Annotated in this window: 21 protein-coding genes and 1 pseudogene; 8 read left to right on the top strand and 14 right to left on the bottom strand. The window is 38.8% G+C overall.

Features of this window, described 5'->3' with window-relative positions:
- Nucleotides 1-15 precede the first annotated feature (15 nt).
- Genes FS608_RS23550 through FS608_RS23525 form a run of 6 tightly spaced genes read left to right on the top strand, consistent with a single transcriptional unit; the run spans nt 16 to nt 6,366 of the window.
- Nucleotides 16-1,035 carry an ABC transporter ATP-binding protein gene (locus tag FS608_RS23550; protein WP_144554992.1) on the top strand — a complete coding sequence of 340 codons (1,020 nt, stop codon included), beginning with the start codon at nt 16-18 and terminating at the stop codon, nt 1,033-1,035.
- A complete protein-coding gene (locus FS608_RS23545; RefSeq protein ID WP_144554991.1) occupies nt 1,035-2,030 on the top strand; it encodes an ABC transporter ATP-binding protein in 996 nt (331 codons plus the stop codon). Before FS608_RS23550 ends, FS608_RS23545 begins: the two co-directional genes overlap by 1 nt.
- Nucleotides 1,993-2,862: a sensor histidine kinase gene (locus FS608_RS23540; protein WP_260871792.1), complete on the top strand. Its 870-nt coding sequence runs from the start codon at nt 1,993-1,995 to the stop codon at nt 2,860-2,862. The genes FS608_RS23545 and FS608_RS23540 overlap by 38 nt, the downstream gene beginning before the upstream one ends.
- An 11-nt stretch (nt 2,863-2,873) precedes the next feature.
- The gene (locus tag FS608_RS23535) at nt 2,874-3,566 is read left to right on the top strand and encodes a response regulator transcription factor (protein WP_144554990.1); all 693 of its coding nucleotides are present in this window, start codon (nt 2,874-2,876) and stop codon (nt 3,564-3,566) included.
- On the top strand, nt 3,563-4,870 hold the full coding sequence (locus FS608_RS23530) for an SLC5/6 family protein (protein ID WP_144554989.1): 1,308 nt from the start codon (nt 3,563-3,565) through the stop codon (nt 4,868-4,870). The genes FS608_RS23535 and FS608_RS23530 overlap by 4 nt, the downstream gene beginning before the upstream one ends.
- A gap of 23 nt (nt 4,871-4,893) precedes the next feature.
- A complete protein-coding gene (locus tag FS608_RS23525; RefSeq protein WP_144554988.1) occupies nt 4,894-6,366 on the top strand; it encodes an NCS1 family nucleobase:cation symporter-1 in 1,473 nt (490 codons plus the stop codon).
- A 245-nt stretch (nt 6,367-6,611) separates the two neighbouring features.
- Here FS608_RS23525 and FS608_RS23520 read toward each other — a convergent pair whose 3' ends face one another.
- From FS608_RS23520 to FS608_RS23505, 4 genes are all read right to left on the bottom strand, one after another.
- The gene (locus tag FS608_RS23520) at nt 6,612-7,958 is read right to left on the bottom strand and encodes an NAD-dependent malic enzyme (RefSeq protein ID WP_144554987.1); all 1,347 of its coding nucleotides are present in this window, start codon (nt 7,956-7,958) and stop codon (nt 6,612-6,614) included.
- Between the two features lie 308 nt (nt 7,959-8,266).
- Nucleotides 8,267-9,685 carry a Na+/H+ antiporter NhaC gene (gene nhaC, locus FS608_RS23515; RefSeq protein WP_144554986.1) on the bottom strand — a complete coding sequence of 473 codons (1,419 nt, stop codon included), beginning with the start codon at nt 9,683-9,685 and terminating at the stop codon, nt 8,267-8,269.
- Between the two features lie 241 nt (nt 9,686-9,926).
- Nucleotides 9,927-11,357, bottom strand: coding sequence for an aspartate ammonia-lyase (gene aspA / locus FS608_RS23510; RefSeq protein ID WP_144554985.1), 1,431 nt, complete (start codon nt 11,355-11,357; stop codon nt 9,927-9,929).
- Nucleotides 11,351-12,370: an asparaginase gene (locus FS608_RS23505; RefSeq protein ID WP_144554984.1), complete on the bottom strand. Its 1,020-nt coding sequence runs from the start codon at nt 12,368-12,370 to the stop codon at nt 11,351-11,353. The genes aspA and FS608_RS23505 overlap by 7 nt, the downstream gene beginning before the upstream one ends.
- 233 nt (nt 12,371-12,603) lie before the next feature.
- Here FS608_RS23505 and FS608_RS23500 point away from each other — a divergent pair, with 233 nt between their 5' ends.
- Both FS608_RS23500 and FS608_RS23495 read left to right on the top strand, forming a co-directional pair.
- Nucleotides 12,604-12,981, top strand: a complete 378-nt coding sequence (locus FS608_RS23500; protein WP_144554983.1) for a helix-turn-helix domain-containing protein — start codon at nt 12,604-12,606, stop codon at nt 12,979-12,981.
- A 195-nt stretch (nt 12,982-13,176) separates the two neighbouring features.
- A pseudogene (locus tag FS608_RS23495) lies at nt 13,177-13,405 on the top strand (two-component system sensor histidine kinase DcuS); the annotation flags it as partial.
- Between the two features lie 11 nt (nt 13,406-13,416).
- On the opposite strand, the gene FS608_RS23490 reads toward FS608_RS23495, so the two are convergent.
- The 10 genes from FS608_RS23490 to FS608_RS23445 all read right to left on the bottom strand — a co-directional run bounded on the left by FS608_RS23490 (nt 13,417) and on the right by FS608_RS23445 (nt 26,361).
- On the bottom strand, nt 13,417-14,640 hold the full coding sequence (locus FS608_RS23490; protein ID WP_144554982.1) for an amidohydrolase: 1,224 nt from the start codon (nt 14,638-14,640) through the stop codon (nt 13,417-13,419).
- A gap of 79 nt (nt 14,641-14,719) precedes the next feature.
- On the bottom strand, nt 14,720-16,285 hold the full coding sequence (locus FS608_RS23485; protein ID WP_144554981.1) for a glutathione ABC transporter substrate-binding protein: 1,566 nt from the start codon (nt 16,283-16,285) through the stop codon (nt 14,720-14,722).
- Nucleotides 16,286-16,411: 126 nt separating this feature from the next.
- Entirely contained in the window at nt 16,412-17,881 is a 1,470-nt protein-coding gene (locus FS608_RS23480) for an amidohydrolase family protein (RefSeq protein ID WP_144554980.1), read from the bottom strand.
- A gap of 352 nt (nt 17,882-18,233) precedes the next feature.
- On the bottom strand, nt 18,234-18,686 hold the full coding sequence (locus FS608_RS23475) for a nucleoside deaminase (protein ID WP_098933470.1): 453 nt from the start codon (nt 18,684-18,686) through the stop codon (nt 18,234-18,236).
- A gap of 100 nt (nt 18,687-18,786) precedes the next feature.
- The gene (locus FS608_RS23470; protein WP_260871791.1) at nt 18,787-20,220 is read right to left on the bottom strand and encodes a cytosine permease; all 1,434 of its coding nucleotides are present in this window, start codon (nt 20,218-20,220) and stop codon (nt 18,787-18,789) included.
- A gap of 36 nt (nt 20,221-20,256) precedes the next feature.
- Nucleotides 20,257-21,207, bottom strand: coding sequence for a carbamate kinase (arcC, locus tag FS608_RS23465; protein ID WP_144554979.1), 951 nt, complete (start codon nt 21,205-21,207; stop codon nt 20,257-20,259).
- Nucleotides 21,207-22,397 (bottom strand): ankyrin repeat domain-containing protein, encoded by a 1,191-nt coding sequence (locus tag FS608_RS23460; protein WP_260871790.1) that lies wholly within the window; start codon nt 22,395-22,397, stop codon nt 21,207-21,209. The genes arcC and FS608_RS23460 overlap by 1 nt, the downstream gene beginning before the upstream one ends.
- 98 nt (nt 22,398-22,495) lie before the next feature.
- Complete coding sequence (locus FS608_RS23455; protein ID WP_144554977.1) at nt 22,496-23,923, bottom strand: YlbE family protein; 1,428 nt, start codon at nt 23,921-23,923, stop codon at nt 22,496-22,498.
- Between the two features lie 3 nt (nt 23,924-23,926).
- A complete protein-coding gene (gene fdrA / locus FS608_RS23450; protein ID WP_144554976.1) occupies nt 23,927-25,471 on the bottom strand; it encodes an acyl-CoA synthetase FdrA in 1,545 nt (514 codons plus the stop codon).
- Nucleotides 25,468-26,361 (bottom strand): oxamate carbamoyltransferase subunit AllH family protein, encoded by an 894-nt coding sequence (locus FS608_RS23445; RefSeq protein WP_144554975.1) that lies wholly within the window; start codon nt 26,359-26,361, stop codon nt 25,468-25,470. The genes fdrA and FS608_RS23445 overlap by 4 nt, the downstream gene beginning before the upstream one ends.
- Between the last annotated feature and the right edge of the window lie 265 nt (nt 26,362-26,626).

The raw sequence follows: 26,626 nt of genomic DNA, 5'->3' as shown, positions 1-26,626 counted from the left end.
GGGTGGTGAATAATGATGAGTGAGAAAAATAATCCAATTTTAGAGGTTAAGGGATTAAAAACACATTTTTTTACAAAACATGGCGTTAGTAAAGCTGTTGACGGGATTGACTTTACCCTTCGAAAGGGAGAAACATTAGGGATTGTCGGAGAATCGGGCTGTGGAAAAAGTATGACATCGCTTTCCATATTACGACTAATCCCCTCTCCTCCGGGGAAAATTGCCGGTGGGCAGGTTCTTTATAAAGGGAAAGATTTAGTCACACTTTCAGAAGACGAAATGAGGAAAATCCGTGGAAACGAAATCTCGATGATTTTCCAAGAGCCGATGACATCATTAAATCCTGTCATTCCTGTTGGAGAACAAATTGCTGAAGCATTAAGATTGCATCAATCGATGAGAAAAAAGGAAGCGTGGAATAAGGCAGTTGAAATGCTTAAGCTTGTGGGAATACCTTCTCCTGAAAAAAGGGCAAAACAAGAACCATTTCAATTAAGCGGCGGTATGCGCCAGCGTGTAATGATCGCGATGGCACTTGCCTGTACTCCAGAAGTGTTAATTGCCGATGAACCAACAACAGCCTTAGATGTAACCATTCAAGCTCAAATATTAGAGCTCATTAAAAATTTACAAAAAAAGATAGGTATGGGCGTTATTATGATTACGCATGATTTAGGAGTTGTTTCTGAAACATGTGATAAAGTTGCCGTTATGTATGCCGGAAATATCATTGAACATGCGCCAACTGAAAAGATTTTTACAAATCCAAGGCATCCTTATACACAAGGACTGTTAAATTCTTTACCGAAGATCCATGAGGACCAAGAAGAATTACAAACGATCGAAGGGAGTGTCCCAAGTCCATATAATTTGCCGGCAGGCTGCCGTTTTGCTTCAAGGTGCCCACATCAGAAACCTTTGTGCCACTTGAAGAAACCTGAATTAATGGAACTAGATGATGGAGTTAAAATACGCTGTTGGATGTACACGGACGAATGGACGAAACATGAAGAAAAAGAGGGAGCTGTTAAATAATGGTGACTGCTACAAAGAAAAAAGTATTATTAAAAGTGGACCATTTGAAACAATATTTCCCTGTTAAATCTGATTCCATTTTTAAACCGAAGGCATATGTAAAAGCAGTTGATGACATTTCTTTTCACCTATACGAAGGAGAAACATTAAGCATAGTTGGGGAATCTGGCTGTGGTAAATCGACAACAGGACGCGCGATATTACGTCTCGACGAACCAACAGATGGAACTGTATATTATGATGATATAGACATTTTAAAGCTCAATAATAAAGAGATGAGAAAGCTTAGAGGAGACTTGCAAGTAATTTTTCAAGATCCTTTTGCCTCACTTAACCCCCGTCAAACGGTAAAGCATATATTAAATGAAGCAATGGCCATTCAAAATGTCGTTGAAAAATCGAAAAGGTTGGAAAGAATGATTGAGTTATTGGGGTATGTCGGTCTTCCACAAGAAGCACTTGAGCGCTATCCCCATGAATTTAGTGGTGGGCAGCGTCAACGAATTGGGATTGCCCGCGCACTGGCAGTCGATCCTAAATTAATTATTTGTGACGAAGCAGTTTCTGCTTTGGATGTTTCTATCCAAGCCCAAATCCTAAATCTATTAAAAAAACTGCAAAATCAGTTTCATCTTACCTTTTTATTCATTTCACACGATTTAAGTGTAGTTAGGCATATCTCTGACCGAGTAATGGTTATGTATTTAGGTAAGGTCGTTGAAGTTGCTGACAAAAAGGATCTATTTGATTCACCGCTTCATCCATATACAAAGGCATTATTATCATCCATTCCTGTACCAAATCCAGTCTTTAAAAGAGAACGTGTCATCTTAAAAGGAGATGTCCCTTCCCCCATTGACCCTCCGAGCGGATGTCGTTTCCATACTCGCTGTCCGTTTGCAACGGAGAAGTGTAAATTCGAAGAATCTGCCTTAAGAGAGTTAGCTGAGAATCATTTTGTCAGCTGCCATTTCGCAGAACAACTTTCGCAATAACTGTTATATTAGAAATAAAAAACTTTATAATATTAAAATAGGGAGTATTTTTAAACTCCCTTTTTCTACATCTAAAGGAGAATCTCGTATAATGCTTAATATTGAAGCTTTCTCCATCTACATTATGTTATGTGTCTTAGCCCCTTTAATTGGTGCATTTACTTTGCTGTTCTTATTTATATTTGAAAAACGAATTGATCTTTTAGAAAAACAAACAAGGGAAATTGCTCTTGAGAAAGAACTGCAAACTGCCCTATATAATCAATTAAATCAGGAAATCCAACCACATTTCCTCTTTAATACATTAAATTCCATATTAAGCCTCGCAAGATTAGACAGAAAAACAGAATTAATTCACTCGATTGAATCTCTTTCAAGATTGCTTAAGTTTAAATATAAAACAAATACACCTTTAATAACAATTAATGAGGAATTATCCTATATTAATTATTATTTGGAAATACAAAAAATAAGGTTCCGAGACAGACTTCATTATGAAATATCAATGGATTCAACGGTCGAAAAGGCAGTTATCATCCCTTTTTTAATTCAAACTCTTGTTGAAAACGCTTTTAAGCATTCATTTGACAAGCATATAGGTGAGGCTTTTTTAAAGATTATTATTGAAAAGAACCAGACGGAAGTTTATGTTACTGTATGGAACAATGCCTTAGATGGACAGGAAGTTCATTCACATAAAGATGGGCTGGGTTTAGATAATATTGCAAAAAGGCTTGATCTGCTCTTTCAAGGAAAACATACTTCAGTAAAATTAATAACATCAGAAGATGGTACCAGTGTGCTAGCCGTTTTCCCACTTGTACTAGGATAGGGGGCATCGAAATGAATATCCTTTTAGTAGATGATGAACCACTGGAATTGGAACTGCTTGAATATTTAATTCAAAAAGAGTTTCCAAACTGGAAATTTTTTAAGGCTCTAGATGCTTCACAAGCCATACAAATAGTCAAAAAACATGACATCTTTCTTGCATTTCTTGATATCCAGCTTCCGGGTAAATCTGGTTTGGAATTAGCGATGGAACTCACACGCTCATATTCAATGGATATTATCATGGTTACTGCTTTTCAAAATTTTGAATATGCTCAGCTTTCGATAAGAATTGGTGTGGTTGATTACATTACCAAACCTGTCATTGAAGAAGAACTTTTGAACGTATTAAGAAGGTATGAGCGATTGGGACGGTATACAGATCAAATCGTAAACGCTTTACAAATTATACATCAGGAATATAGTGAAAAATTAACATTAAATTATTTAGCTTCAAAGATACACATTAACCCTGCCTATTTAAGCAGAAAATTCCACGAAGAAGTAGGTATGGGTTTCTCTGAATATTTAAATGAATATCGGTTAAAGGAAGCTCAAAAAATGTTAATTAATCATCCTGATTTAAGTATAAGCACGATCTCAGAAAGATGTGGTTTTAATAGCCAACATTACTTTAGTCAAATCTTTCGGAAAATAACTGGACAATCACCGAGTGACTATCGCTTAAAGGAGACCTACCGTTGAATAGAAGTTCTTATCAATTATATATAAGCGGTACGATTAAATTGGGGGTAAGCTTTGGGGTCGTTAGTCTATTAGCGAGGTGGATAACAGGAAATACGATCCTTTCTTCTCCAGAAACCTTAATTAAATACGGATTAACTGGTGGAATAGGCTATTCTTTAATGGGAGCGTTAGCCCTCATATTGTTTGGATTTTTAGCAAAAATCATTAAAGAAAAATTCCCCGATGCGCAAACGATTGGAGATGTACTGAGGAAAAAGTTATCACCAAGTGGGTATTGGTATGTCATTATTATACTTCTCATTACCAGCATGCAATCCCTGTTTATCCAAGCAATGGGTGCTGGAATCCTCATACATATCCTATTCCCAATGCCGGTTTTTATAGGAATGTTATTGTTTTTAGGCTTTTGTTTTTTTCTAGGCGGTGTTGGTGGAATGCAGCGGCTCCATCAGTTATCAGGTGTTAATGTCTCATTGATCTTCGGAGCTGTTTTGATCATTCCTGTCTATTTTTATATTCAGGAAGGTGTCCATCCTGTTTATGAAGGAATCAAGCTATTTCATCCTTATATTTTATTCTATAAAAATACAGATTCAATTTTGTTTATTTTCACGGCCATTTTGATTGGCTTTGGGCAGGTTTTGATTGATCGAGCCACATGGCAGCGAGTTTTTATCATCAAAAAAGAAAAGGTTCGAATCACTTTTACTCTTGCAGGAGTAATTTGGGCCACAATTCCGCTTGCCCTAACCTCCCTGCTAATGATTATTATGTTTGGCAGAAGCTATAAAGATATCTATTCGTTGCTATTTGAACTTGTAGATAAAATACAATCAACCATGCTCATTGTTTTATTCGTGCTTTTTTGCTTTAGTACGATTTCGTCAGCAATCAGTGCGGAACTACATGCTACGACTACCTTGGTTGTAAAGAATATTATTGAACTATTTCGCCCTTTAACTGACCGTGAAAGATTTAAATTCACTTATATTTTTTCAGGAAGTATTTGTGTTTGTTTACTAATTATCGTGAGTATTTTTAACCCTGCACCGCTGCAATTATTGTTTTTCTCTGGGAATATTTACGCTGCCCTCATTGTCCCGATATTATTTATTATTCTTAGTAACAAATCAATTCCATTAATCATTCCCTTTTCCTCGTTGATTGGTGCCTTGGGAAGCTATATTTTTATTCCGCTTAATAATAATTTAACTATCGTCTGGATTAGCTTCATTATTTCTGGAGTTATTTGTCTATTAGTTTATATTTTCCAAACAGTAATCGCTAGGATCAAGGATTAATGGAAGATTGGAGGGAAGCCACTATGGGAGAAAAGCAAGTCATTTATGATGATTCATTCTCGGAAAATACAGATTTATTACCAACGAAACCGGAAGCTAGAACATGGAAGTTTAGCCATTACTTCTCCATTTGGATGGGTTCGGTTCATAATGTTCCATCTTATATAACCATTGGTGGTTTCTTTGCGTTAGGGTTGTCAATATGGCAGGTATTTTTTATCATTATGATTTCATCTATCATACTCTCAGGAATGATGGCATTGAATGGCCATGCAGGGGGAAAATATGGAATCCCTTTCTCCATCTTGCTCCGGATCATTTTTGGTAACAAAGGAGCAATTATTCCAGGGGTATTAAGGGGGATCATCGCCGCAATTATGTGGTTTGGTCTACAAACATATGCTGGAAGCCTTGCAGTAACTATTTTAATTGCAGAATTTTGGGCGCCTTATCCAACGTTAGGTGCAGATTGGAATTTTTTAGGATTAAATTTGGCCAATCTTATATCCCTTCTCCTCTTTTGGTTGATTCATGTCTGTTTTATTTTTGCAGGGGTAGATGCGTTAGGAAAGTTAACTAAGTTCCTATCTCCAATGGTATTTGTCGTTTTTGGTGGAATGTCCATTTGGGCAATAAATTTAGCAGGTGGAATCAACCCCATCTTACACTACAGCGAGAAAGGTGTAGAAGGAAATAGTATTTTGGTTATCTTAAGCTGTATTTCAGCGATATTAGCAACATGGGGGGCACAAATACTAAGCGTTTCTGATGTTACAAGGTATTCACGCACCAATAAAGGCCAATCATGCGGACAAATTGCAGGGCTTGTAATTACTTATTTATTGTTTGCTGTTGCAAGCATTACCATCGTCATTGGGTCTGAAATTGCTTTTGGAGTTCCTATCTGGAATGTACTTGAAGTAATTAATCGATTTGATAGTAAATTTGCCACTGTTCTTTCTCTACTAACCATTTGTTTAACGACCTTATCTGTAAACATTTTAGGTAACATTATTCCAACAGGGTATCAATTAGCCTCATTATTACCGAAAAAATTAAACTTTAAATCAGGTGCCTTCATTGGTACCGTTAGTGGATTACTAATTATGCCATGGAAGCTAATGGAGAGTCCTACTACCATATTTACTTTTTTAAATATGGTCGGTGGAATGTTAAGTCCTGTAATAGGTGTGATTCTTGCTGACTATTTTCTTATTAAAAAAAGAGAAATCATTTTACAAGATTTGTATTTCCCCAAAAGTATGAGCCGTTTCTCAAACGGAGTTAACTGGCCTGCACTATTTGCCACTCTATTCGCTGGGTGTATTAGCTTAATTGGTAGATTTATTGATTTCCTCGAACCTATTTATAATATATCATGGTTTACAGGGATCATTGTTTCAGTCATCCTATATGTACTATTTATCTATTGGAGCAAACGATTACATTCCAATAGAACTGAAAAGGATTTGGCAAATATGACAAAAGGGGGATGATATTTTCATCCCCTTTAAAATGTATATCTAATTAATAGAACCACAAACCAAGTTACCTTGGTAAAAGACAGCCTTCCGGTTTGAACGAATCAAAAATATTATCATTTCCAATGGCCACATTAACCCCATATTGTGATATCAGGCTTACAGGAGGATGTTTCTGCCAATTGGGAGGCTCGTTACAAGGGAAATCACCACTAATGTTTGTAGTTTCGCAATTTAATAACCCCTGCAGTTTTTACGCCTTAGTAAGTTACCAGCACCCTTTGTTCGGCTTTATCAGACTTAAAAGCGGCCCTCTCTACCGCATCGGCTACCATTTCATGGACTTTTAAATCCAGCGGATGGGGTACCAAATCTCCTGGTTTGGTGCCTGCTGCAATTGCTTCCGCCGCAGCGACTAACATCTGATGGGTGATTACGGCGGAACGGGCATTAAGCGCACCGCGGAAGATACCAGGAAAGCCAAGGACATTATTAACAGAGCGGCCGTCCGCCGCATAGGCAGCCCCGGCTTGCAGAGCCTCTTCCGGTTCAATTTCTGGTTTCGGGTTAGACAACGCGAGAATGATTTGCCCTTGATGCACCCACTCCTTTTTAATGAGTCCAGGAACGCCGGTAGTTGCGATGATAATATCAGATTTTTCCATCAACTCTTCAAGGCTCTCAACAGGATTCCCTCCGTAGCCCTTCAGTCTCTCCTTCGCTTCGGAAGACTTATCCGCTCCGAAAACATTTTTTACTCCGTAGGCCATAAACATTCGACAGATAGCCAGGCCTGCTGCCCCAAGACCAATTTGCCCTACTTGTGCTTTTTCCAGGTCGACGCCGGCACTTTTACAAGCGGAAATAGCTGCGGCTAGTGTCACAACCGCCGTACCATGCTGGTCATCATGCATAACCGGAATGTCCAGATCCCTCTTAAGGCGTTCTTCTACCTCAAAGCAATGCGGAGAGCCGATATCCTCCAAAAGGATCCCGCCAAAGCCAGGTGAAATATGTTTCACCGTCTGTACAATTTCATCTGGATCTTTCGTATTTAAAAGGATTGGAATGCCATTGATGCCGGCCAACTGATCGAAAAGGGCAGCTTTCCCCTCCATCACAGGCATCCCCGCAACCGGGCCAATGTCCCCAAGGCCGAGAATCGCCGTCCCGTCAGTGACGATGGCTACTGTATTGCCGATATTCGTATAAATCTTCGCTTTCTCCGGCTCCTTCTCGATCACCCGGCAAACGTTTGCCACACCTGGCGTGTATACACGTCTTAAGTCAGCAAGCGATTGAATCGGCATCTTGCTTTTCATCTGAATTTTGCCGCCTTCATGCGCACGAAGAACATCATCTGAAACGGTATGAAGACGGATGCCCTCTCCGAGTTGGCGAACTGCCTCCAATAATGATTCGAGCTTCGCGTCATTCTCCACTTGAACCGTAATATTGCGCTTCGTATAGTTCGCTCCTACATGTACTGTTTCAATGTTTCCGATATCACCCCCGGCAAGCCCGATTGCCGTCGCTACCTTCCCAAGATTTCCGGGAGTGGACGGGGTTTGTACAAGTAAAGTGCGAATCATGTTTTTATTAATCATAACGGAATACCTCCAAATACATTCAAATAAAGGAAACATCCATCAGGGGGGGGTAAAGAATAAAGGCTACAACCGCAACGTCCTGTTGCAACAACGCCTTTACTAGTACCTCCTGTACGTCGAAAGATTAACCTCCACGTCTTCCCTAGCACATCCTGAACCTCGCTGATGGTCTTACTCCCCGTTAAAACGGGATAAAGGATTAGAGCGAAGGAAGAAGTCCTTCGCCCCAAAATATTGATTATCTGAAATCTAGCATTAAAGGTTTAAGAAAATTAGTTGTTTTTTGTGGATGATATTGTTGGTGATTAATTAGCACGCTTATGCAATGCTTGTCCATCCATATTAATCTTTTCGGTATACCAAATAAACTTTCCTGTGTATCCATAAATTAAAGCAATGGCAAGTGAAACAAAACTTAACCACATGAATGGCAAATAAGATAATGTAGATACACCTAGAATTCCGGCCATAAAAATACCGTTGTCGGACCAGGGAACCATCCCCGATGTCATCGTACCACCGACCTCTGAGTTGCGAGACAGCACTCTTCGGTCAATTCGTAATGTGTCGTAGCTCTCTTCCATGATTTTAGGTGTTAAAATTAATGATACATACATCGCACAACCAAATACGTTTGCTAAAAAAGCCACAATTAGTGTTGAAAAGGTCACATTTCCCGCGGATGTTAGCTTGTGCTGGAACTTGGAAACGATCACTTTTAAAACACCTAATTGCTCTAGTAGTCCACCAAATCCCAGACCGAAAATAATGACAACGACAGACCCGAGCATTCCTTCAATTCCACCGCGATTCAAGAGCTTGTCCATAAAATCGATGCCCGTATCAGCAGAAAAGCCAACGTAGGCGGTACCAATTGCATCATCAAAACTCATCCCCTGGAACACAGAAGCCCAAATGGCACCAAGGAGAGCACCAGCGGTAATAGTCGGCAAAGAAGGCTTTTTTAGCGCAAGTAGAATGATGACAAAAACAGCCGGAACCAACATCCAAATTTGAATATCAAACATTTCAAGTAATGAAGTCTTTAGAAAATCGACCTTGTCCAAATCGACATTTTTTCCACCGTACATAAATCCTGCGATGGTGAAAAGAATTCCGGTAATAATAAAGGCTGGTAGAGATAAATACAACATAGCGCGTACATGCGCAATCACATCCACTTTCGACATTGATGCTGCGAGCACGGTACTGTCAGATAATGGCGATAGTTTATCTCCGAAATAAGCACCGGAAAGAACTGCTCCCGCTACAAGCGGAAGCGGAATTCCAAGACCTTCCCCGATTGCCATCATCGCTATTCCCGACGTTCCAACCGTTCCCCATGACGTACCAGTTGCCACAGACGTAATAGAGCAGATAACAAGAGTTGCAAGTAAGAAAATGCTTGGATGAATAAACTCTAAACCATAATAAATAAGTGTTGGCACAACCCCGCCGGCAATCCATGTCCCAATAAGGGCACCAACCGCGACTAGAATTAATATGGCCTCAAGGCCTTTTGAAATCCCCTTTGTGATCATCTCTTGAAGCTCTTGATAACGATAACCTAATCGTATTCCAAGCAAAATAACAAAAAACCATGAAATAAATAGCGCAAGCTGTATTGGCAAGTTAAAAATCGCCGTAAAAGAAAAGACAACAGCTAGAAACAAACCGAGGACACAAATAATTTCTAACATGGATGGTAATCGTACACTTTTCACCCTAATTCCCCCTTGAAATAGACAAAAAAAAACGTTTTCAAATCATTGATACAAAAACAGACCGTATTTCTCCCTTTATTAACCTATAGAAAATTGCCTTATTTAAGATTATAGTAAACACTCAAACTACTCTTTTTCATCGAGCGGAATAATAATATGTACCTATAAGCCTATCAAGGGTTTCTGTTTTGATAGGCCTATCACTACTCTTTTAAGCCAAACTCGACTTATCTCTATAAATTTAGCTCCTATTGAAAAGAGCACTACCGGAAATACCAGGATTCGTCATTTCATAAGGATTTAAAATTAAATCTAGCTCTTCTTCTGTTAACACATCATATTGCAAACAAAGCTCCCGTACCGATTTACCTTTTAAAATAGCTTCGCGTGCAATGCGCGACACTACTTCATATCCAAGATGCGGGTTAACAGCCGTGATAATACCCACACTTTTTTCTACATATTCTTTTAACCTATCTTCATTTGCTTCAATACCTGCTAAACAATAATCTGTAAAGCTTCGGAAAGCATTATTCATAATGCTGAGGGACTGAAGTAAATTAAAGACAAGTACAGGTTCCATAACATTTAATTCAAGCTGTCCTGCTTCCGATGCCAGGCAGATCGTATGATCGTTTCCGATTACCTGAAATGCAACCTGATTGATGAGCTCCGCCATTACAGGGTTGACTTTTCCGGGCATAATGGAAGAACCCGGCTGACGTGCGGGTAATGTAATTTCACTAAGTCCCGTGCGTGGACCAGATGCCATTAAACGCAAGTCATTTGCAATTTTTGACATGTTTATCATACATACTTTTAATGCCGCTGACACTTCTGTATAGGCATCCGTATTTTGTGTCGCATCCACAAGATGGTCCGCTCCGACAAGCGGCAAACCACTAATATCTGCAAGATGTGCAACAACATTTTCGATATAGCGGGGGTCTGCATTTAATCCTGTTCCCACTGCCGTTGCACCCATGTTTACTTCATATAAATGTTGGCGCGTTTGCCCAATACGCTTAATATCACGTTCTAATACACGGCTGTAGGCTTCAAATTCTTGTCCAAGGCGAATGGGCACGGCATCTTGAAGGTGTGTGCGTCCCATCTTAATAACATGATCAAACTGCCGGGATTTTTCTTTAAAGGTATCAAGCATGCTTTGCATGGTATTTAACAACTTCTCTAACAGATTAAGCGTTGAGATATGAATGGCTGTCGGGAATACATCATTGGTTGATTGCGACATGTTCACATGACTATTTGGGCTTAACTCAGCATAATCACCTTTGTTATGGCCAAGCAACTCAAGTGCACGATTCGCGATGACTTCATTCGCATTCATGTTCATCGAGGTACCTGCCCCGCCTTGAATGGGATCAACGATAAAATAATCATGCCATTTGCCTTCAATAATTTCATCCGCTGCTTGGACAATCGCCTCTCCTAACCCTTCATACAGACGTTTAACGTCCATATTTGCAAGTGCAGCCGCTTTTTTCACCATCGCCAACGCTCTAATCATCTCTACGTGCACTCTGTATCCGGTAATAGGAAAATTCTCTACAGCTCGTAATGTTTGGATGCCGTAGTACACATCTTCCGGGAGTTCCTTTTCTCCGAGAAAGTCCTTTTCAAGTCGGTATGCCACTGTATTTTTCAACATATTTTACCTGCTTCCTCATCGTTCTGAAGTGTTATATCATCTGCAATCGGTGTTTCCATCATTTTTTTGACTTCTTGAGGGTTCTTTGTCTGGCCTAAAACCCACATTAATTTAGGGACGATAGCTTCTGTATTCATATTTCTAGAGCGAATGATTATACTTTGGTCCACTTTTCGCCCTACTTCATATATACTCATATCTTCCCCTTCCTCTAAGCATTGGGTAGTAATCACGACTGAGATTCCGCATTCTGTCATTTTGTTCAATTTAGCCAAAATGTCTCTTCCTTGAAATGGAATGCCACCGCTTCCATAACTCTCAATCACAATACCTTGATATAAGTTCTTTAAAGAGTCAAAAAATTCTGGTTTTATCCCCGGGTGCAACTTCATCAGAAAAACATCCGTACAAAGGGACGTATTTAGCTTAATTCCTTTCTGTTTTGTCACATTAATTTGTTTATGATACTCAATCGTATTTTCGGTGATAAATGCAATATAAGGGTAGTTAATACTTTCAAATGCATCGTAGCTTTTTGTTCTCAGTTTAATGGCCCTTGTCCCTTGAATGACTCTGCCATCAAACACAACATATACTCCTCCTACGCCTTCGCAAGCAAATCGAATGGCATCGGACACATTTTTCCTTGCATCTGTTTTCTTATACGAAATAGGAATTTGAGAGCCTGTAATGATAATAGGTTTATCCACATCTTGCAGCATATAAGAGAGTGCTGCTGAAGTGTAAGCCATAGTGTCTGTTCCATGAGTGATAACGAATCCATCATAGTCATTGTAATTTTCAAAGATAGTTTCTGCCATGTTCACCCAGTATTCCGGCTGCATATTTGTGCTATCGATGTTCATCAAAGCAATATCATCAATCTTGTAGCTTTGATTTAATCCTGATAAATGGCTTAAGAGTTCATCCGCTTTGGCTGCCGGAACCAGTCCGTTTTCCCCTTGAACTGAAACAATCGTTCCGCCAGTGGTTAACAATAGTAACTTTTTCACCTATATCTCCTCCTTTAAAAAATCGCTTGCCTCAACCTGGAAGTGGCAATAAGTATCATTAAATTAACACAGCTAAAAATTAAGAAGAATTAATCGCTTTATACGCTTTACGCGTACATCAAAGGTAATTATAGTAAGGAAATTTCAAAAAATCAAGTAAATTATTATTCAATACGCGTACATTTTATTTGATTAAGATGTTATAATAAATTCAGATAAAGGAGCGTAGGAAGATGATTTTAGGTAGATTAACTACATTAAGAAAAAGTAAAAACTGGTCCCTGCAAGAGACTGCTGATCAGCTTGGAATTGCCAAAAGCACCTATGCAGGATATGAATCAGGTTATCGCCGGCCCTCATTAGAAGCAATTAAATTAATGGCTGATTTGTTTGGAACATCCATTGATTACTTACTCGGCAGAGTCGACCATCCAACCTTCCCATCCGAAGAAGATAAAAAAGGGTCAGTTGAACAACTTGAATTAACTGAATTATCTACATTTAAATTAGCGGTCGATGGAACCCCGCTTTCTGAAGAAGAAGTACAACAATTTGTTGCCTTTATGAGGGCTAAGCGAGAGATAGAGGAGAAATCCCGCCAACATTTGTGACAAGCAATAATCTACTAGAAGTAAGCATTGTTGGCTGCTTCGGTTGCGGCTTATTGGAAAGGTAATAATTTACTAAGTGTTTCAAATAGAAGAGAAAAAAATACTTAGAAAAGTGACTCTTCCAATTTGTTAAAAAGGATACGAATGGGCTGGACGGAACTGCCTATTCGTATCCTTTTTTTATATTATATAGTTAACATAAAAGAAGCGCTTGGCCGAAGCCATCGCAGTATTCTGACTGTAACGATTTTTGGTTTAATTGTCGGAATTAGTGGTGCCGTTTTACTTGCAAGACATATTAAAAAGCTTGGGCTTGAGCCCCATTGCCATTACAAAAATCCTCGAGGAACGCAGCACCATGCTTCAGTCTGTTCATGAAGGAATTGTAGCAGTTGATAATGATTCTACGATTACTCTGGTAAATTAAATTAATATCTAGCAAATGGAACCTGAAACCAAGTTACCTTGATAAAAGACGGCCTTCCGGTTTGAACGTCTAGCAACGACTTCAGCCGAACAACTTGCTTCTACTAAAATCATATTGGCTGCATCCCCTTCTTTAGGCCATTGCTTTCTGCCTTCTTTGTCTAAAGGCGTCAACCCGTTAGTAATATACTTTAATGCTTGCGAGAGTGAAACTTCATCTGTCCAACGACACCGTTCAATTAATCGGCCAACCCTTTCAAGAACATCTCCATTTCCAGTCGGCCACCACGAATCAAAAATATTATCATTTCCAATGGCCACATTAACCCCATATTGTGATAGCAGGCTAACAGGAGGAATGTTTCTGCCAATTGGGAGGCTCGTCACAATTGAAATCCCTGCATCCCTTAATAAATTTGCCATATCAACGGCTTCTTCTCTTGATACATCTCCAAGTCCAAAAGCATGACTGATTGCTACTCTTCCTTCCCAGCCAGCTTGCTTTGTTAAATAGGCAAGACGTTTCATTGTGAAAGTACCTAAGTGACCAGGATCATGTAAATGCAAATCGATATCGGCATTACCTTCTACTGCTAAATCCATTAATTGTACCAAAGATGCTTCAATATTATTGTCGACCGTTGCTGGATCGACAGCGCCGACAATCCCTGCCCCATTTCTCAAAGCCTCCCTAATCAGCCCTACTGTCCCTGGACGGAGTAAGCCATGCTGGGCAAATGCAACAATTTCAGCGCTCATTTTATTGGAATAAGATTCTAGTGCGTGCTGAACTCCCTCTAAATTTTTCAATTTCACCTCAGGATATATATCAACATGCGTTCTAACATGGGTGGATCCGTATGATAGTAATACTTCAAGCAAGGCTTCCGCACGTTTTTGTGTGCTAGATGAGATAGAAGCCAGGATATTCTTTTCAATCTCACATCGTTCAATTACACCTGAAGCAGGGATACTAGCCCGCCATTGATCACCCATATAGGTTTTATCAAGGTGAACATGCTTTTCGATGAAAGAAGGAAGCAAAAGCATTCCTTTTGCATCTATTACAGGTAACAAAAATTCAAAGGGCTCAGAAGGAGTAATTATTTTTGAAATTTTTCCATCCTCTATTAATAAATGACATACCTCAGTCATCGTTCCTACAACTCTTCCATTTTCTTCATTGTACCCTGTTTCCATACGTGCATTCTTTAACCAATACTTGCTATTCATTTCTATTCATCCTTTCCTTATTAACCACCATGGTAAAAGAGGTTACCCAAAAATAGGTATCCCTCTTTTATACCGTAGCTTATTGAATTGACACATCATTTATTTCTAAATAGCCTGATGGACTAATAGAAAAACCTTTTACATTTTTTCCTACCGCAGCTAAATTCTCAATCACTCGAGTAGGAATGTAAACTGCCTCTTTCATTTCTATTTCTTGTGACTGTGCATATAATGCTTTTCGTTTTTCTTGGTCTTTTTCACGGCGTGCAGCTTCTATTATCTGGTCAACCTCATTATTACTGTAAAAGAAGGTATTTCCCGCTCCCCCCTGCGAGCTTGTATGGAAAAGGTTATATTGATTATAATCAGCATCACCAGTAGCATTTCTCCAGCTAAGGATGAACATCTCAGAGTCACCCTTATTTACTTGGTCAACAAAGGTACCATACTCCAACACCTGTATTTTTAATTTGACACCAATACCTTTTAACTGTGATTGTAGTACTTCTGCCATATTCACTCTTTCTTTGCTGTCCATCGTTTTAAGTGTAACTTCAAAACCATTAGGGTAACCCGCTTCAGCAAGTAATCTCTTTGCTTCATTTAAGTTATATTTATACGATTTCATATCTGGATGGTAACCGAAAACCTTTGAGCCTAATAGGGAATTAGCCCTTTTCCCCACATTATTGTAGACACCTTTAATAATGGAATCTATTTCAACAGCATGGGCGATGGCCTTTCGAACCTTTTCATCATTAAATGGCTTCTTTTGAACATTAAAGCCGATATACTCTGTTCCATATCCTTCACTACGGTAAACATCGATTGCTTGTGAAGCCTTTACAGTATCCATCATTGGTACAGACAGGGGTTCAGCTATTTGGGCTTCACCTGTTTCTAGCATAGAGATTCTAGTAGTTTCCTCTGGCACAACCTTAAATACGACTTTATCGACCTTCGCCTTATCTCCCCAATAACTATTGTTTTTTGTTAATACAATTTCTTGTCCAGGTGTCCATGATTTGAAAACAAATGGACCTGTCCCATTTGGTTCTTTAATAATGCTTTTCCCGTATTTCTCGATAGTTTTTGGACTTATAATCCCACCTTCATGACTAGCCAAAATAGAGAGTAATGGGGCAAATGGCTCTGATAAAATAAATTGAACGGTGTAGTCATCAATTATCCTTACTTCTTTTACCATTTTAAGGACAATAGCTCTAGGAGATGCCACTTTCGGGTCTAATAGTCGATCAAATGTAGCTTTTACAGCATTAGCATTAAAAGCTGACCCATCATGAAATTTAACATCTTCTCGTAATTTAAACTCCCATGTCGTATCATCTAGTTGCTCCCATTTTTCCGCCAGCAAGGGCTGGATTTCAGCATTATGATCCCGACCAACTAAACCCTCATAGATTTTGCGATGGGTAACACTTGCAGCATTGATTGTTGACATAAACTGATGATCTAAGTTTTCTGCATCTGACAATCGGGCAATCACTAATGTACCACCGTCCTTAGATCCTGTTTTTTTGCCATTGCCTTTTGTGCTGACATCCTTACTTGTCGAACAGCCGGTAATGACAAACACCATAAACATAATCAGAACAAATCTACCTAACCCCCATTTTTTCACCATGGAATATACCTCCTGAATATTTTTAACATCTTTAAAACCGTTTATCTAATTATAAAAAATATTCAGATAATTTAATTTCGAAAATATTTACTTTATTTTTCATTATCTTTACTACTTTTGTTCATTTTAGATAGAATCTACTATTTTAAATGATGGAGTAAATAATTCTCTTTCAGTCAATTGCTGATAATCTCTTTCGAAATATCCTTTTCTCATTTTGTTAAAATATTGTTGTCCCTTGGTTTGCAATTCTTCTAAATCAAAATGAGGTATTTTTTGGTCCTTCATTACAATCCTTCCGTTTATTATGGATAGTTTCACGTCTCTTCCTGTTCCGCTCATAATCATCGTTCGGATTGGATCATCGAGAACGCCTAAATGATATCCATTTAAGTCAATTGCAATAATATCCGCTTTCGCCCCAACAGCTAAACGGCCGAGGTCATTTCTTCCAAGGAACGCAGCTGCCCCAAGTGTGGCCGCCCGAAAAAAATCGGCGTACGTGGAATCCTCGACTTCCTTTTCTATGAATCGAGAAAACATGCTGCCTGTTCGAATGTTTTGAAACATATCTGGCGGAAATGTATCTGTTCCAAGTGCTAAATTGATACCTGCCCGTCTATATTTAGCAAATGATTCTAATGCCGAAGCATGCCTGCCAATGATTAAGGGACAATGAATAACCGTTGTATTCGTTTCTTTCAGAAGTGCTATATCATCACCTTTACCTGAATGTGCTTCACTATATCCAGCAATAAAGTGAGCATGCGGAATTCCTGTTTTTGACCCTAAAAAACCAAGGTCATATAAATAGCGAATAGGAGTTACACCGTGCTTTTCAACAATGGAATGATATTCATAGGTTCCTTGTGCTGCATGAAGTTTAATTGGCACTCCCAATTTATCACTATAGTATTTTGTTTGTGTCAAACTTTCTGACGTTTGACATTCAATTCGTTCGGGTGCCAGCATCCCCCTAACTAATCCATCATAAGCTCCGTCAAATTCTTCTACAAACCTTACAGCATCATTTAATCCAGCTTTTCCTGCTTCTTCATCCCAGTACAGATGGATCGTACCATCAGGTTTTACCACCCTGATTCCAGATTGGTAGCTTGGCCCAAGATAGATTCTTAATCCCAAACTTCCAGCATGGTTTGCTGCAGCAGTAAGCTCTTCATACGTTTCTGCCCATTCTTTATAAAGTACCGAGGTAATTGGCATCGCAGTAGTAACCCCATGGAGAATCAGTTGTGAGTAGGCATAAAGAGATTTAAAATTTTCTTCTTTAGCTGTCATGACTTCATGGTGTCCGTTTTTTATATATTGTTCAGACCAAAGCAGGTTATTCTGTCTGTTTGTCCTTGCCTCTAAATGTAAAATATCGTGATCAATATCACCTAATGCATTTAAATCGATAAACCCCGGACTAATGACGGAGTTCCCCATATCGATTACCTTATTCACTGTGCCAAGGTAATTTTTGCCGACAAAGATGATCTTATCATTTTCGAAAACAACTTCCGCGTTTTCAATTAAGACGTGGTCTTCTCCATCGTAACCAATTACGTATCTTCCCTTTAATTTGGTTTTCAATTCAATTAACTCCTTTCATTATTCAGAAGTAAGCCTATTTAACTCCCATAAGTATCATTATAAAAAAAGTAATTATTTTATATATTCAAAATCATTACCCTTTTTTATAATATTTCTACTTCTTAGTGTTTAAATAAAGATAGTAATCTACAACTTTTTTTATAAACTTCGTCTTGCAATCTCCATTTTAATTTATTTTCATTTACCTTCATGAAGGACGTGAAATAGAGCAAATGGACGCACTTAAACAGTTAATTGAATTTCTGCACATTCACTTATCTAAATAAGAAAAAGCAGTCAATTATAAAGAGGGTTGACTGCTTTTCTTGTGTTCACGTGTAGGACAGAAATCCTACTTCTCATTTTGTTTGTGAAAATGCTCAAATAGATGATCACAATCTTCTCTTTTTTCTACTTTGATCATGTTAAGCACACTTGTATCTTCTCCTGTTAAATATTTGCGTAGGTGCATATCAGAAAAACCATAATCATGAGCATCATCTCTTGTGTTACAATAATGAACTTCTTTAACGCCTGTCCAAATGATGGCTGAGACACACATTGGACATGGTTCACAAGTTGCGTATATTACACAATCAGATAAATCCATGGTTCCAAGTTTCTTACAAGCTTCTCGAATAGCAACCATTTCTGCATGTGCAGATGGATCTGTATCTCTCATCATCGTGTTACTTACTGCAGCAATCACTTCATCACCACGGACAATTGTTGCGCCAAATGGACCTCCAACTTTATTGTTCATTCCTTTAATTGTTGCCTCTGCAGCCATTTTCATATAATCCATAATCAAATTCCTCCTATTATTTATTGAACATAAATTTTAATAAATATCCTTAAAAACTTTGACTATGCTTCTACAAAAAAACTATTGGTTATTCGGTTTACTATACTTTCCAAAAATAGTGTATAGAATAAACGAAACAATCAAAACCACTAAAGAATGCAAAATCATTCATTTTAGCTAAAAGTGGTACATTCTTAAGAAATGCACCTGACATTGGAAGAATGAAGCTCACTGCTAAAACACCCATTGCAATTGGATTATAGCCCTTCTTATACTCCCCATTACTGCTTTGTGGTACATAAATATTATCTAGGTTTAGCTTTCTCTTACGATGAATATAGAAGCTGGAAAGCATAATCCCTGCGATTGGTCCAAAGATGGATCCAATAAAGCTATAGAAGAAGAACAATGTTGTTGTGCTAGATACAAGCTTCCATGGTAAAATTAAGGTTCCAACAATCGCTGTCAAGATACCTGCTGACTTTACAGTAAATCTTTTTGGAAATAGAGATGTCATTTGTAATCCTGAAGGCAATAGGTTTGCAAACACAACAAACGCCGTAGCACCAACGTTTAGGGCTAATATTAATACTACTACAGAAAATGTATTTTCAATTTTATCAAGCGCATGAACGATATTGAAAATAGGCTCACCAAATGCAATTTCAGTACCAGCAATTAAGGCAACACAAGTGATGGCAAAGAGAATATACGAAAAAATAAATCCTAGTGGTAACCCAATAATAACGTCTCTTGGCGATTTAGCTCGATGAGTAAAATCAGCCATGTTAACCACTGGACCGGCCCAGTTAGATACTAACGCACTTACGCAGGCTATAAAAACAAGTGGGCTAGAGGACGGATCTTTCGGTACATACGATAAAATTGGTCCAAAACCACCCGCCATGTTGATTGCCCAAACTGCTGCACCAATGATAAATACGTAAACAACAGGTGAAGACCAATTTCCAAATTTACCTAAAACGTTCATTCCACCTAAGAACAATAGAACGGTAATCGTCCAAAGAATGGCATAGGAAATCATCGTAGGAACAGTTAAGCCAAAAATATTAAAATCTCCACCTAAGGTCATATAATTCGGAATGAATCTCGTAAAAATAACATTCAAAGATTCCGCCCCAACGACAGTGGTAGTACCAAAGAATACCAAACCGGCTATTAGACCACGACATAACGCAGGGATGATGGCTCCTTTTACTCCGAAGGTATCTCGAAGCAGCATAGCAAATGGGAGGCCATACTTTGATGCTGAATAACCGTTTAAAACATAAAATGTTGATACAATAACTGCTGAAAGCATGACGGCTAATAGTACTTGCTTTGTATTTAATCCTAGAATAAAGAATCCTGCTACTGTCATATAAGACATGATATTATGGACGGCGCCCATCCATAGTGTCGTATAGTTTGATATGCCCCAATCTCTTTGGCTAGGCTTCTTTGGAAGTAAATCATCTGAATAACCATATGATTTATATTTATCATAGGCTTTTTCAATTTTAGCTTCTTCCATATTTACATCTCCTTGCTTAGCTATAAAATTTGTCCATTACCTTACAATATGAGTTCCTGCGCCTTCATTGATTGCTTCTTTTAAGCTTTCTGGGTTTGTGATAATGACCCTCGAACCATTTTTTTTCAAAAAACTTAAGCTAGCCTCAATTTTAGGAAGCATGCTTCCTGGAGGAAAGTGGTTTTCAAGTACATATTGTTTGGTTTCTTCAACCGTAATCTTTTCAAGTGCCTTTTGATTTGGCTTGCCAAAGTTAATACAAACTCTCGAAACACCCGTGGTAATGATCAATGTTTCCGCTTGAACCTGTTCTGCGAGTAGACTCGTTGCAAAATCCTTATCAATGACTGCGTCGATTCCCTCAAACGCATTGTTATTGTTCCTTACTACAGGAATCCCGCCCCCTCCAACAGCGATAACCACAAATCCAGCATCGATTAATGTTTTAATCGCATCTTTTTCAACAATGTTAATTGGTTTTGGTGAAGGGACCACTCTTCGATAGCCGCGGCCTGAATCTTCTATGAAACTCCAGTCTGGATGTTCTTTTTTCATTTCTTCAGCCTGCTCTAGTGTAAAAAATGCCCCTACAGGTTTTGTCGGATTTTTAAAATTGGGGTCATCAATACTCACTTCTACCTGTGTAATAACCGTAGCGACCTTTTTGTTAATACTCCTCTTGGCAAATTCATTGATTAAGGCCTGTTGAATTTGATAGCCAATACCGCCTTGCGTATCTGCACCACAATTGACTAGTGGAACTGCCGGCATACCAGTGACTTCATTCGCAATTTCCGACCGTCTAAGTCCAAAACCTACTTGTGGACCATTACCGTGGGTGACTACTACATTGAAACCTTCTGCAACCATATCGGCAATATTTACTGCTGTTTCGCACACCGCTTCGTATTGGTCCTGAACCGTATCACGGCCATTATCGCGGACTAATGAGTTTCCTCCAATTGCAACTATTACTAATTTTCCCATCAAATTTTCCCCTTACTTTCATTTGCTTTTTTCACTAGCAATTCAAGAGATTGTTCCTTATGCAAATGATATAACGGGTTAGTCGGATCATTTGCAATCGCATTCTCAATTGCTTCAATTGCTTCCTGATGTTTACCTAGAGTCCTAAGGCTGTTCGCCTTATGGAAAGAAAAATCATAGCGGTTTGGCATTAGTGCAAGTAATTTGTCCATTTCAACAACAGCATCCTCATGCCTGCCTAGTTCTCTTAGGTAATTGGATTTATGATAACGATAAAAAGTTTCTGTAGTGTTTAATGCACAAGCTTTATCATACTCTGAAAGCGCTTCCTTCGTTTTCCTCATTGCTCTTAAACAATTGGCCGTATAGAAATAGAAGTCTAAATCCATTGGGTCAAGGGCTAATGCTTTGTTGTATTCCTCAAGTGCTTCCTCATATCTCTTTAATTCTTGTAAGAAATAGCCTTTGTAGTAAATCAAATCAAGGTTTTGACCATCATGTTCAAGGTCCTTTTCAATTTCCAAGATAGCTTCCTCAAAATGACCGCTTCTAGCAAGTTGTTTAGCCTTTTTAATAGATTCATTATTTTCTTCAAATTCCTTGTTCAAGATGGCTGAAATCTTATCGTGGCCCATTTCTTTCGCATGCTTTAATGCTGATTTCCCGTCTCTATCAGGGAGAAACACATCTGCACCGGCGTTTACTAGTTCTTGAATGATATCGGAATATAACCGACCGCCATTACCCAGAATTACGGACTCAAGCAGAGCGGACCAGCCTAAATTGTTCACATGATTCACTGGAACCCCAGCATCCAAGCAAACTTGAACGGTCTTCAAATAGCCTTTCTCACTAGATGGAAGCAATGCAGTGCCTCCAAAACGGTTCACACTATTTAAATCCGCACCATACTGGAGCATTAAGCTTAAAATTTCATGAAATCCGTTTGCACCGGAACAAATAAATGGAGTTAGCTGTGTTATATCTCGTGTATTTACGTCACTGCCGGCCTCAAGTAATAATTTAACTACATCAATTTGATTTTTTTGTGTTGCTGCCATTAACGCTGTTCGACCTGCAGCATCTTTATAGTATACGTCTGCACCCTCATCTAAAAGCTGTTTTGCAGTTGTTAGATTACCCTGCTCACTTGCTTCAATCAGTTTGCTGTGTAGGGAATGATTTTCCAAAGACATTCTCTCCTTTTGTTGTGTTCCCATCATGAAATCTATCAATCTAAATAAGATTAAATCGGTTCTGGTCCTAAAAGGATTAGGACCAGAATCTATTACTTAATGTTCTTGCTTAGAGCAAGTAATGCCTTTTCAAATGCTTCAACTGGTGGATTAGTGATTCCTGCTCCAATCATTCCAATTCCCGCTTCCTTATGGGCTATTGCCGTATTAATGATTGGCATGATTCCCGTCTGAACGACCTTTCGAACATCGATTCCAGTCGGAATACCCATGAAATTCAACAATGGAATCGTTACGTTTGGATTTTCTGTTGTTGTAATTTCTTTCATTTTTTTAGAGTAGCCAATTGCGTCTTCGATTGTTCCGCCTACAAGAGCAACAATAGCAGGGGCTGTAGCCATCGCAAATCCACCGATTCCATAAGTTTCGGTGATTGCGCTATCCCCAATATCCAATCCAGAATCTTCAGGCTTGTACCCAGCAAACATTGGACCAATTACTTTTTGCGCCGGACCTGTAAACCATGTTTTTCCCGGAATTCCACTTACACGGATACCGAATTCAGTACCATTACGCGCCATTGTTGTTACAATCGTACTATTTTCAATGCCATGTGCTGCGTCAAGAGCACATTTCGCAAGAGCCATCCAAGTTGGACCAGAGAAATAATCACTGCTTGCAACAAACTCAAAAACTTCTCGTTTTTGTTCAAGTGTAAAATCTGTTTGAATAATATAAGGTGTTAACGCCTGGATTAAAAGCGTTGTTCCGGCAACGTTGCGGTTATGACACTCGTCACCCATATGAAGGGCTTGAGCAAGCATTAAACGCAAATCAATTCCATTCGAATTTAACTTCATCGCTGCACTTAGGATTGGACCGAAAACATCGCGCATCCAAACTAAACGGTCAATAACACTTTGATCATTAGCACCCATTCGAAGGATTTTTGATAGCTGCTCACTCAAGTTTGTGTAAGCAATATTTCCATAGGTTTTATTCTCTACAATGTGCATATACATCGATGCAGATGTTACACCAGCCATTGAGCCCACACAGTTGTGCTCATGACATGGAGAGAAGGTAATTTCACCAGATGCAGCCAGTTCTGCCGCTTCTTCTAAATCCTTTGCAAGTCCTTCAAATACAATTGCCCCAGTCACAGCCCCCCTCATCGGACCATTCATTTTATCCCAAGTTATTGGAGGTCCTGCGTGAAGAATCGTTGATTTTGTCATACCTGGCACACAATCAATTGCTTTTTCAAAACCAACTAATACTGGCTGTGAGTTAATAATTCTTTCAACAGCTACCCTATTTGCTGCTTCAATTTTTTCAAGAATAGATGGATCCTCAAGCATATCAAGGGCTGCAATAAGTTCAGGGTTGCCTCTGCCTGGCGGGGTCCACTCTAGATGAGTTACTTCTGTATTTTGTTTTACTAAATCATCCTTAAATGACTCGATTCCCACGTTAATAACATTAAGTTTTTGATTAAAAAGCTCATTTATTTTACTCATGGCTTATTCTCCCTTCAAAACAAATTCTCTTGCCAAAAGGCCTGCATTCTGGCTGCTGCTGGCATGTGTTACACCTGCAGCTAACAGCTTTTCTACCTGTTCTTCAATGTTTTGAGGATCCAATTCTGTTCCAAGAACGTATCCGATAATTTCAAGATGCCTTCCCTCTTGTTCTGCATTTTGCTTTGCTTCAATGATTGCAGGAAGCATTGCTCCAACTGGGTCTTCGTGTGCCCCATATCCTAAAACAAAGTCCATGACGATGACACCAACGGATGGATCTTTCGCCTCTTGGATAAATCTCGAAATTCTTGTAGACGGATCAATCATTGGATGTGGCTTACCTTGTGTGAACTCATCATCACCAAAATCAATAAATGTATGTTCTTGACTAATATTTTTATCTTGCAAGCGATAGTTCGGATCTCTTTGGATATTACTGTAGACATTATCGAACTTCTCCATTGCAGCATGCATGGCCTCATCGCAAAGGGTACCGCCGCTGAATAGCCCGCGGATATATTTTTGTTCTGGTGTTAATTTGGTGCGAACCTCTTCAATAAGTGGTATGTTTAGTGCCCGTTTATTAATTTCGCTTTCATCAGCACCAGCCAATAATACCGCTTTAAGCGCAGCCTCTTTAGACATTTTCGCAAAATGTCCGCCAGCTTGTTTGACCTTCTCTTCATCTCCACCAACAAACCAAACAACAACTGGTTTCTTGCATTGTTTTATTTGCGCTAATACTTTCTCTTCAACACTTGGTGCAGGCGGCTTTGATACAAGAACAATGACTTTCGTGGCCTCATCCTTCTCAAGTGCTTTGATACCATCAAGCATCATGATTCCGCCAATTTCCTCTTTTAAATCTCTGCCGCCAGTTCCAATCATCTGTGTGATTCCACCGCCGAATTCATGAATACGTACACTTACTTCTTGGCTTCCTGTTCCTGATGCCCCAACGATACCAATGTTCCCTTTTCTTACAGCATTGGCAAAGCACAGGGCAACATTGCCAATTATTGCTGTTCCGCAATCTGGTCCCATCATTAATAAACCTTTTTCATGGGCCAACTTCTTTAACTCAATTTCATCTTCTATGCTTACATTGTCGCTAAATAGCATGACATGGAGATTGTTTTCAAGAGCTTTTCTAGCTTCTCTCGTGGCATATGCTCCATTTACAGCAATTACTGCTAGATTAGCTTCAGGAATACCTTGAGATGCTGATGTGATCGTTGAATATTTGACTTCACTTTTCTCAGTGGAGGTTTCCTTTTTTGTCATTAATTCTTCAATACCAATGAATGCGCTTTCACATATTTCATCATTTGCAGCATTAACCACAATGATTAAATCACTTGATTTTGCCTCTTCCACTTCTGATGTCATTAATCCCACATTTTTCATTACTTCTTTATTCATTTCTGTACCCATTGCGATAATAGCCTGTTCAACGCCTTCTATTTGGTTCGCTTTTGTTGACAGTGACATCAAAGATACAGAATCAAAATAGGTGTTTGCTTTTACAATTGCTTTTACTGTCATGATTGACCTCCTGCTTTAAGATTGGCTTTCAACCCACAGACAAGCCCTAAGGCTAAATCTGTTCCTGATGAAGAGCCGATATTTAGTACTTTATTTAAAGTGAGAAATAAGTCTTCTTCTTCTCCATAAAGTATGGAATGGATTAAGTGAATAACAGACTCTCTCACTTGACCAATTGATGCCTTTTTTAATGCCATATAGCTTATTTCATTTGTTAAGTTTTTTGCATTCTGCAACACTTCTTCACAAAATGATTGATGTAGATAGAAAGGGCTATTCCTCAAATTAATGATCGTAAATAATCCAACTAGGTAGTCATCGCCTGAGGGAGTTAATCCTGGACCAAGACCTATTAACGAAACAGCATGATGCAAGGCACTGGTCATCCGGTTATTTAATAATCCCTCTAATAATAACTTGGTTCGTTCTTCGAGCAATTTAGACATTTCAGCCTCAAAAGGACTTTGGCCAACTACTTTCCCTTTCATTCCTCCAGCTTTCCCATGGATATCGATGTATTCCATCATTCTTTTTAAATTTCGATTGATGTTTTCAGTGTTCGCAGGGTACTCTGGTAAAATACTAAACCATTTATCAGCATGATTCGTAGATATGGCAAGCTTATTTGAAATGTGCAATACATTATTTTTTACATACACTGCAGCATTGACATCGATATTGAATTCTTCCAGGCTGGGAGAATGAATCACAAGCGTATTAGGTCCATTATCAATTTGGGCGCTGGCAATCGTAAATAATTCTTCATTTTCATGACAATGGATATTAATAGTCCTTTTAAATGTGCTATGAACAAACCCAGTTAAACCCGAATTATTAATTCTTTCGATAAACCCAAGTTCACCAGATTTCGCATTCCTCGATTGTGGCACAACATTGATCTGGAACGTCTGTACATGCAGCCCCTTTCAAAGGATATATTTGTAAGGTACAGTATAAAAATAAGTCTCAACTTTCCATTTCCCTAAAAGGGAAAATTTGTTTAACTGCTATTTTAGTTTGACAGGTTATGACCTTACATGATTATTTTAGATAGAATGCATAAAAACATCATCGTTTAAGCAAACCAAAAAAAGTAGAAATCGTTTGTGCATGTTACACAATTAAATATGTCGATTTTTCGACAAAGGAGTGATA

The organism is Bacillus sp. X1(2014) (assembly GCF_007678255.1).
Note: the sequence above shows the minus strand (reverse complement) of the source record. Positions and strands in the feature narration are given on the sequence as shown.

Excerpts from the sequence above, each read along its gene's own strand:
- FS608_RS23550 (WP_144554992.1), top strand. The coding sequence starts at position 16 with ATGAGTGAGAAAAATAATCCAATTTTAGAGGTTAAGGGATTAAAAACA.
- FS608_RS23545 (WP_144554991.1), top strand. The coding sequence starts at position 1,035 with ATGGTGACTGCTACAAAGAAAAAAGTATTATTAAAAGTGGACCATTTG.
- FS608_RS23535 (WP_144554990.1), top strand. The coding sequence starts at position 2,874 with ATGAATATCCTTTTAGTAGATGATGAACCACTGGAATTGGAACTGCTT.
- FS608_RS23525 (WP_144554988.1), top strand. The coding sequence starts at position 4,894 with ATGGGAGAAAAGCAAGTCATTTATGATGATTCATTCTCGGAAAATACA.
- FS608_RS23520 (WP_144554987.1), bottom strand. The coding sequence starts at position 7,958 with ATGATTAATAAAAACATGATTCGCACTTTACTTGTACAAACCCCGTCC.
- aspA (WP_144554985.1), bottom strand. The coding sequence starts at position 11,357 with ATGTTGAAAAATACAGTGGCATACCGACTTGAAAAGGACTTTCTCGGA.
- FS608_RS23500 (WP_144554983.1), top strand. The coding sequence starts at position 12,604 with ATGATTTTAGGTAGATTAACTACATTAAGAAAAAGTAAAAACTGGTCC.
- FS608_RS23490 (WP_144554982.1), bottom strand. The coding sequence starts at position 14,640 with ATGAATAGCAAGTATTGGTTAAAGAATGCACGTATGGAAACAGGGTAC.
- FS608_RS23485 (WP_144554981.1), bottom strand. The coding sequence starts at position 16,285 with ATGGTGAAAAAATGGGGGTTAGGTAGATTTGTTCTGATTATGTTTATG.
- FS608_RS23475 (WP_098933470.1), bottom strand. The coding sequence starts at position 18,686 with ATGGATTATATGAAAATGGCTGCAGAGGCAACAATTAAAGGAATGAAC.
- FS608_RS23470 (WP_260871791.1), bottom strand. The coding sequence starts at position 20,220 with ATGGAAGAAGCTAAAATTGAAAAAGCCTATGATAAATATAAATCATAT.
- arcC (WP_144554979.1), bottom strand. The coding sequence starts at position 21,207 with ATGGGAAAATTAGTAATAGTTGCAATTGGAGGAAACTCATTAGTCCGC.
- FS608_RS23455 (WP_144554977.1), bottom strand. The coding sequence starts at position 23,923 with ATGAGTAAAATAAATGAGCTTTTTAATCAAAAACTTAATGTTATTAAC.
- fdrA (WP_144554976.1), bottom strand. The coding sequence starts at position 25,471 with ATGACAGTAAAAGCAATTGTAAAAGCAAACACCTATTTTGATTCTGTA.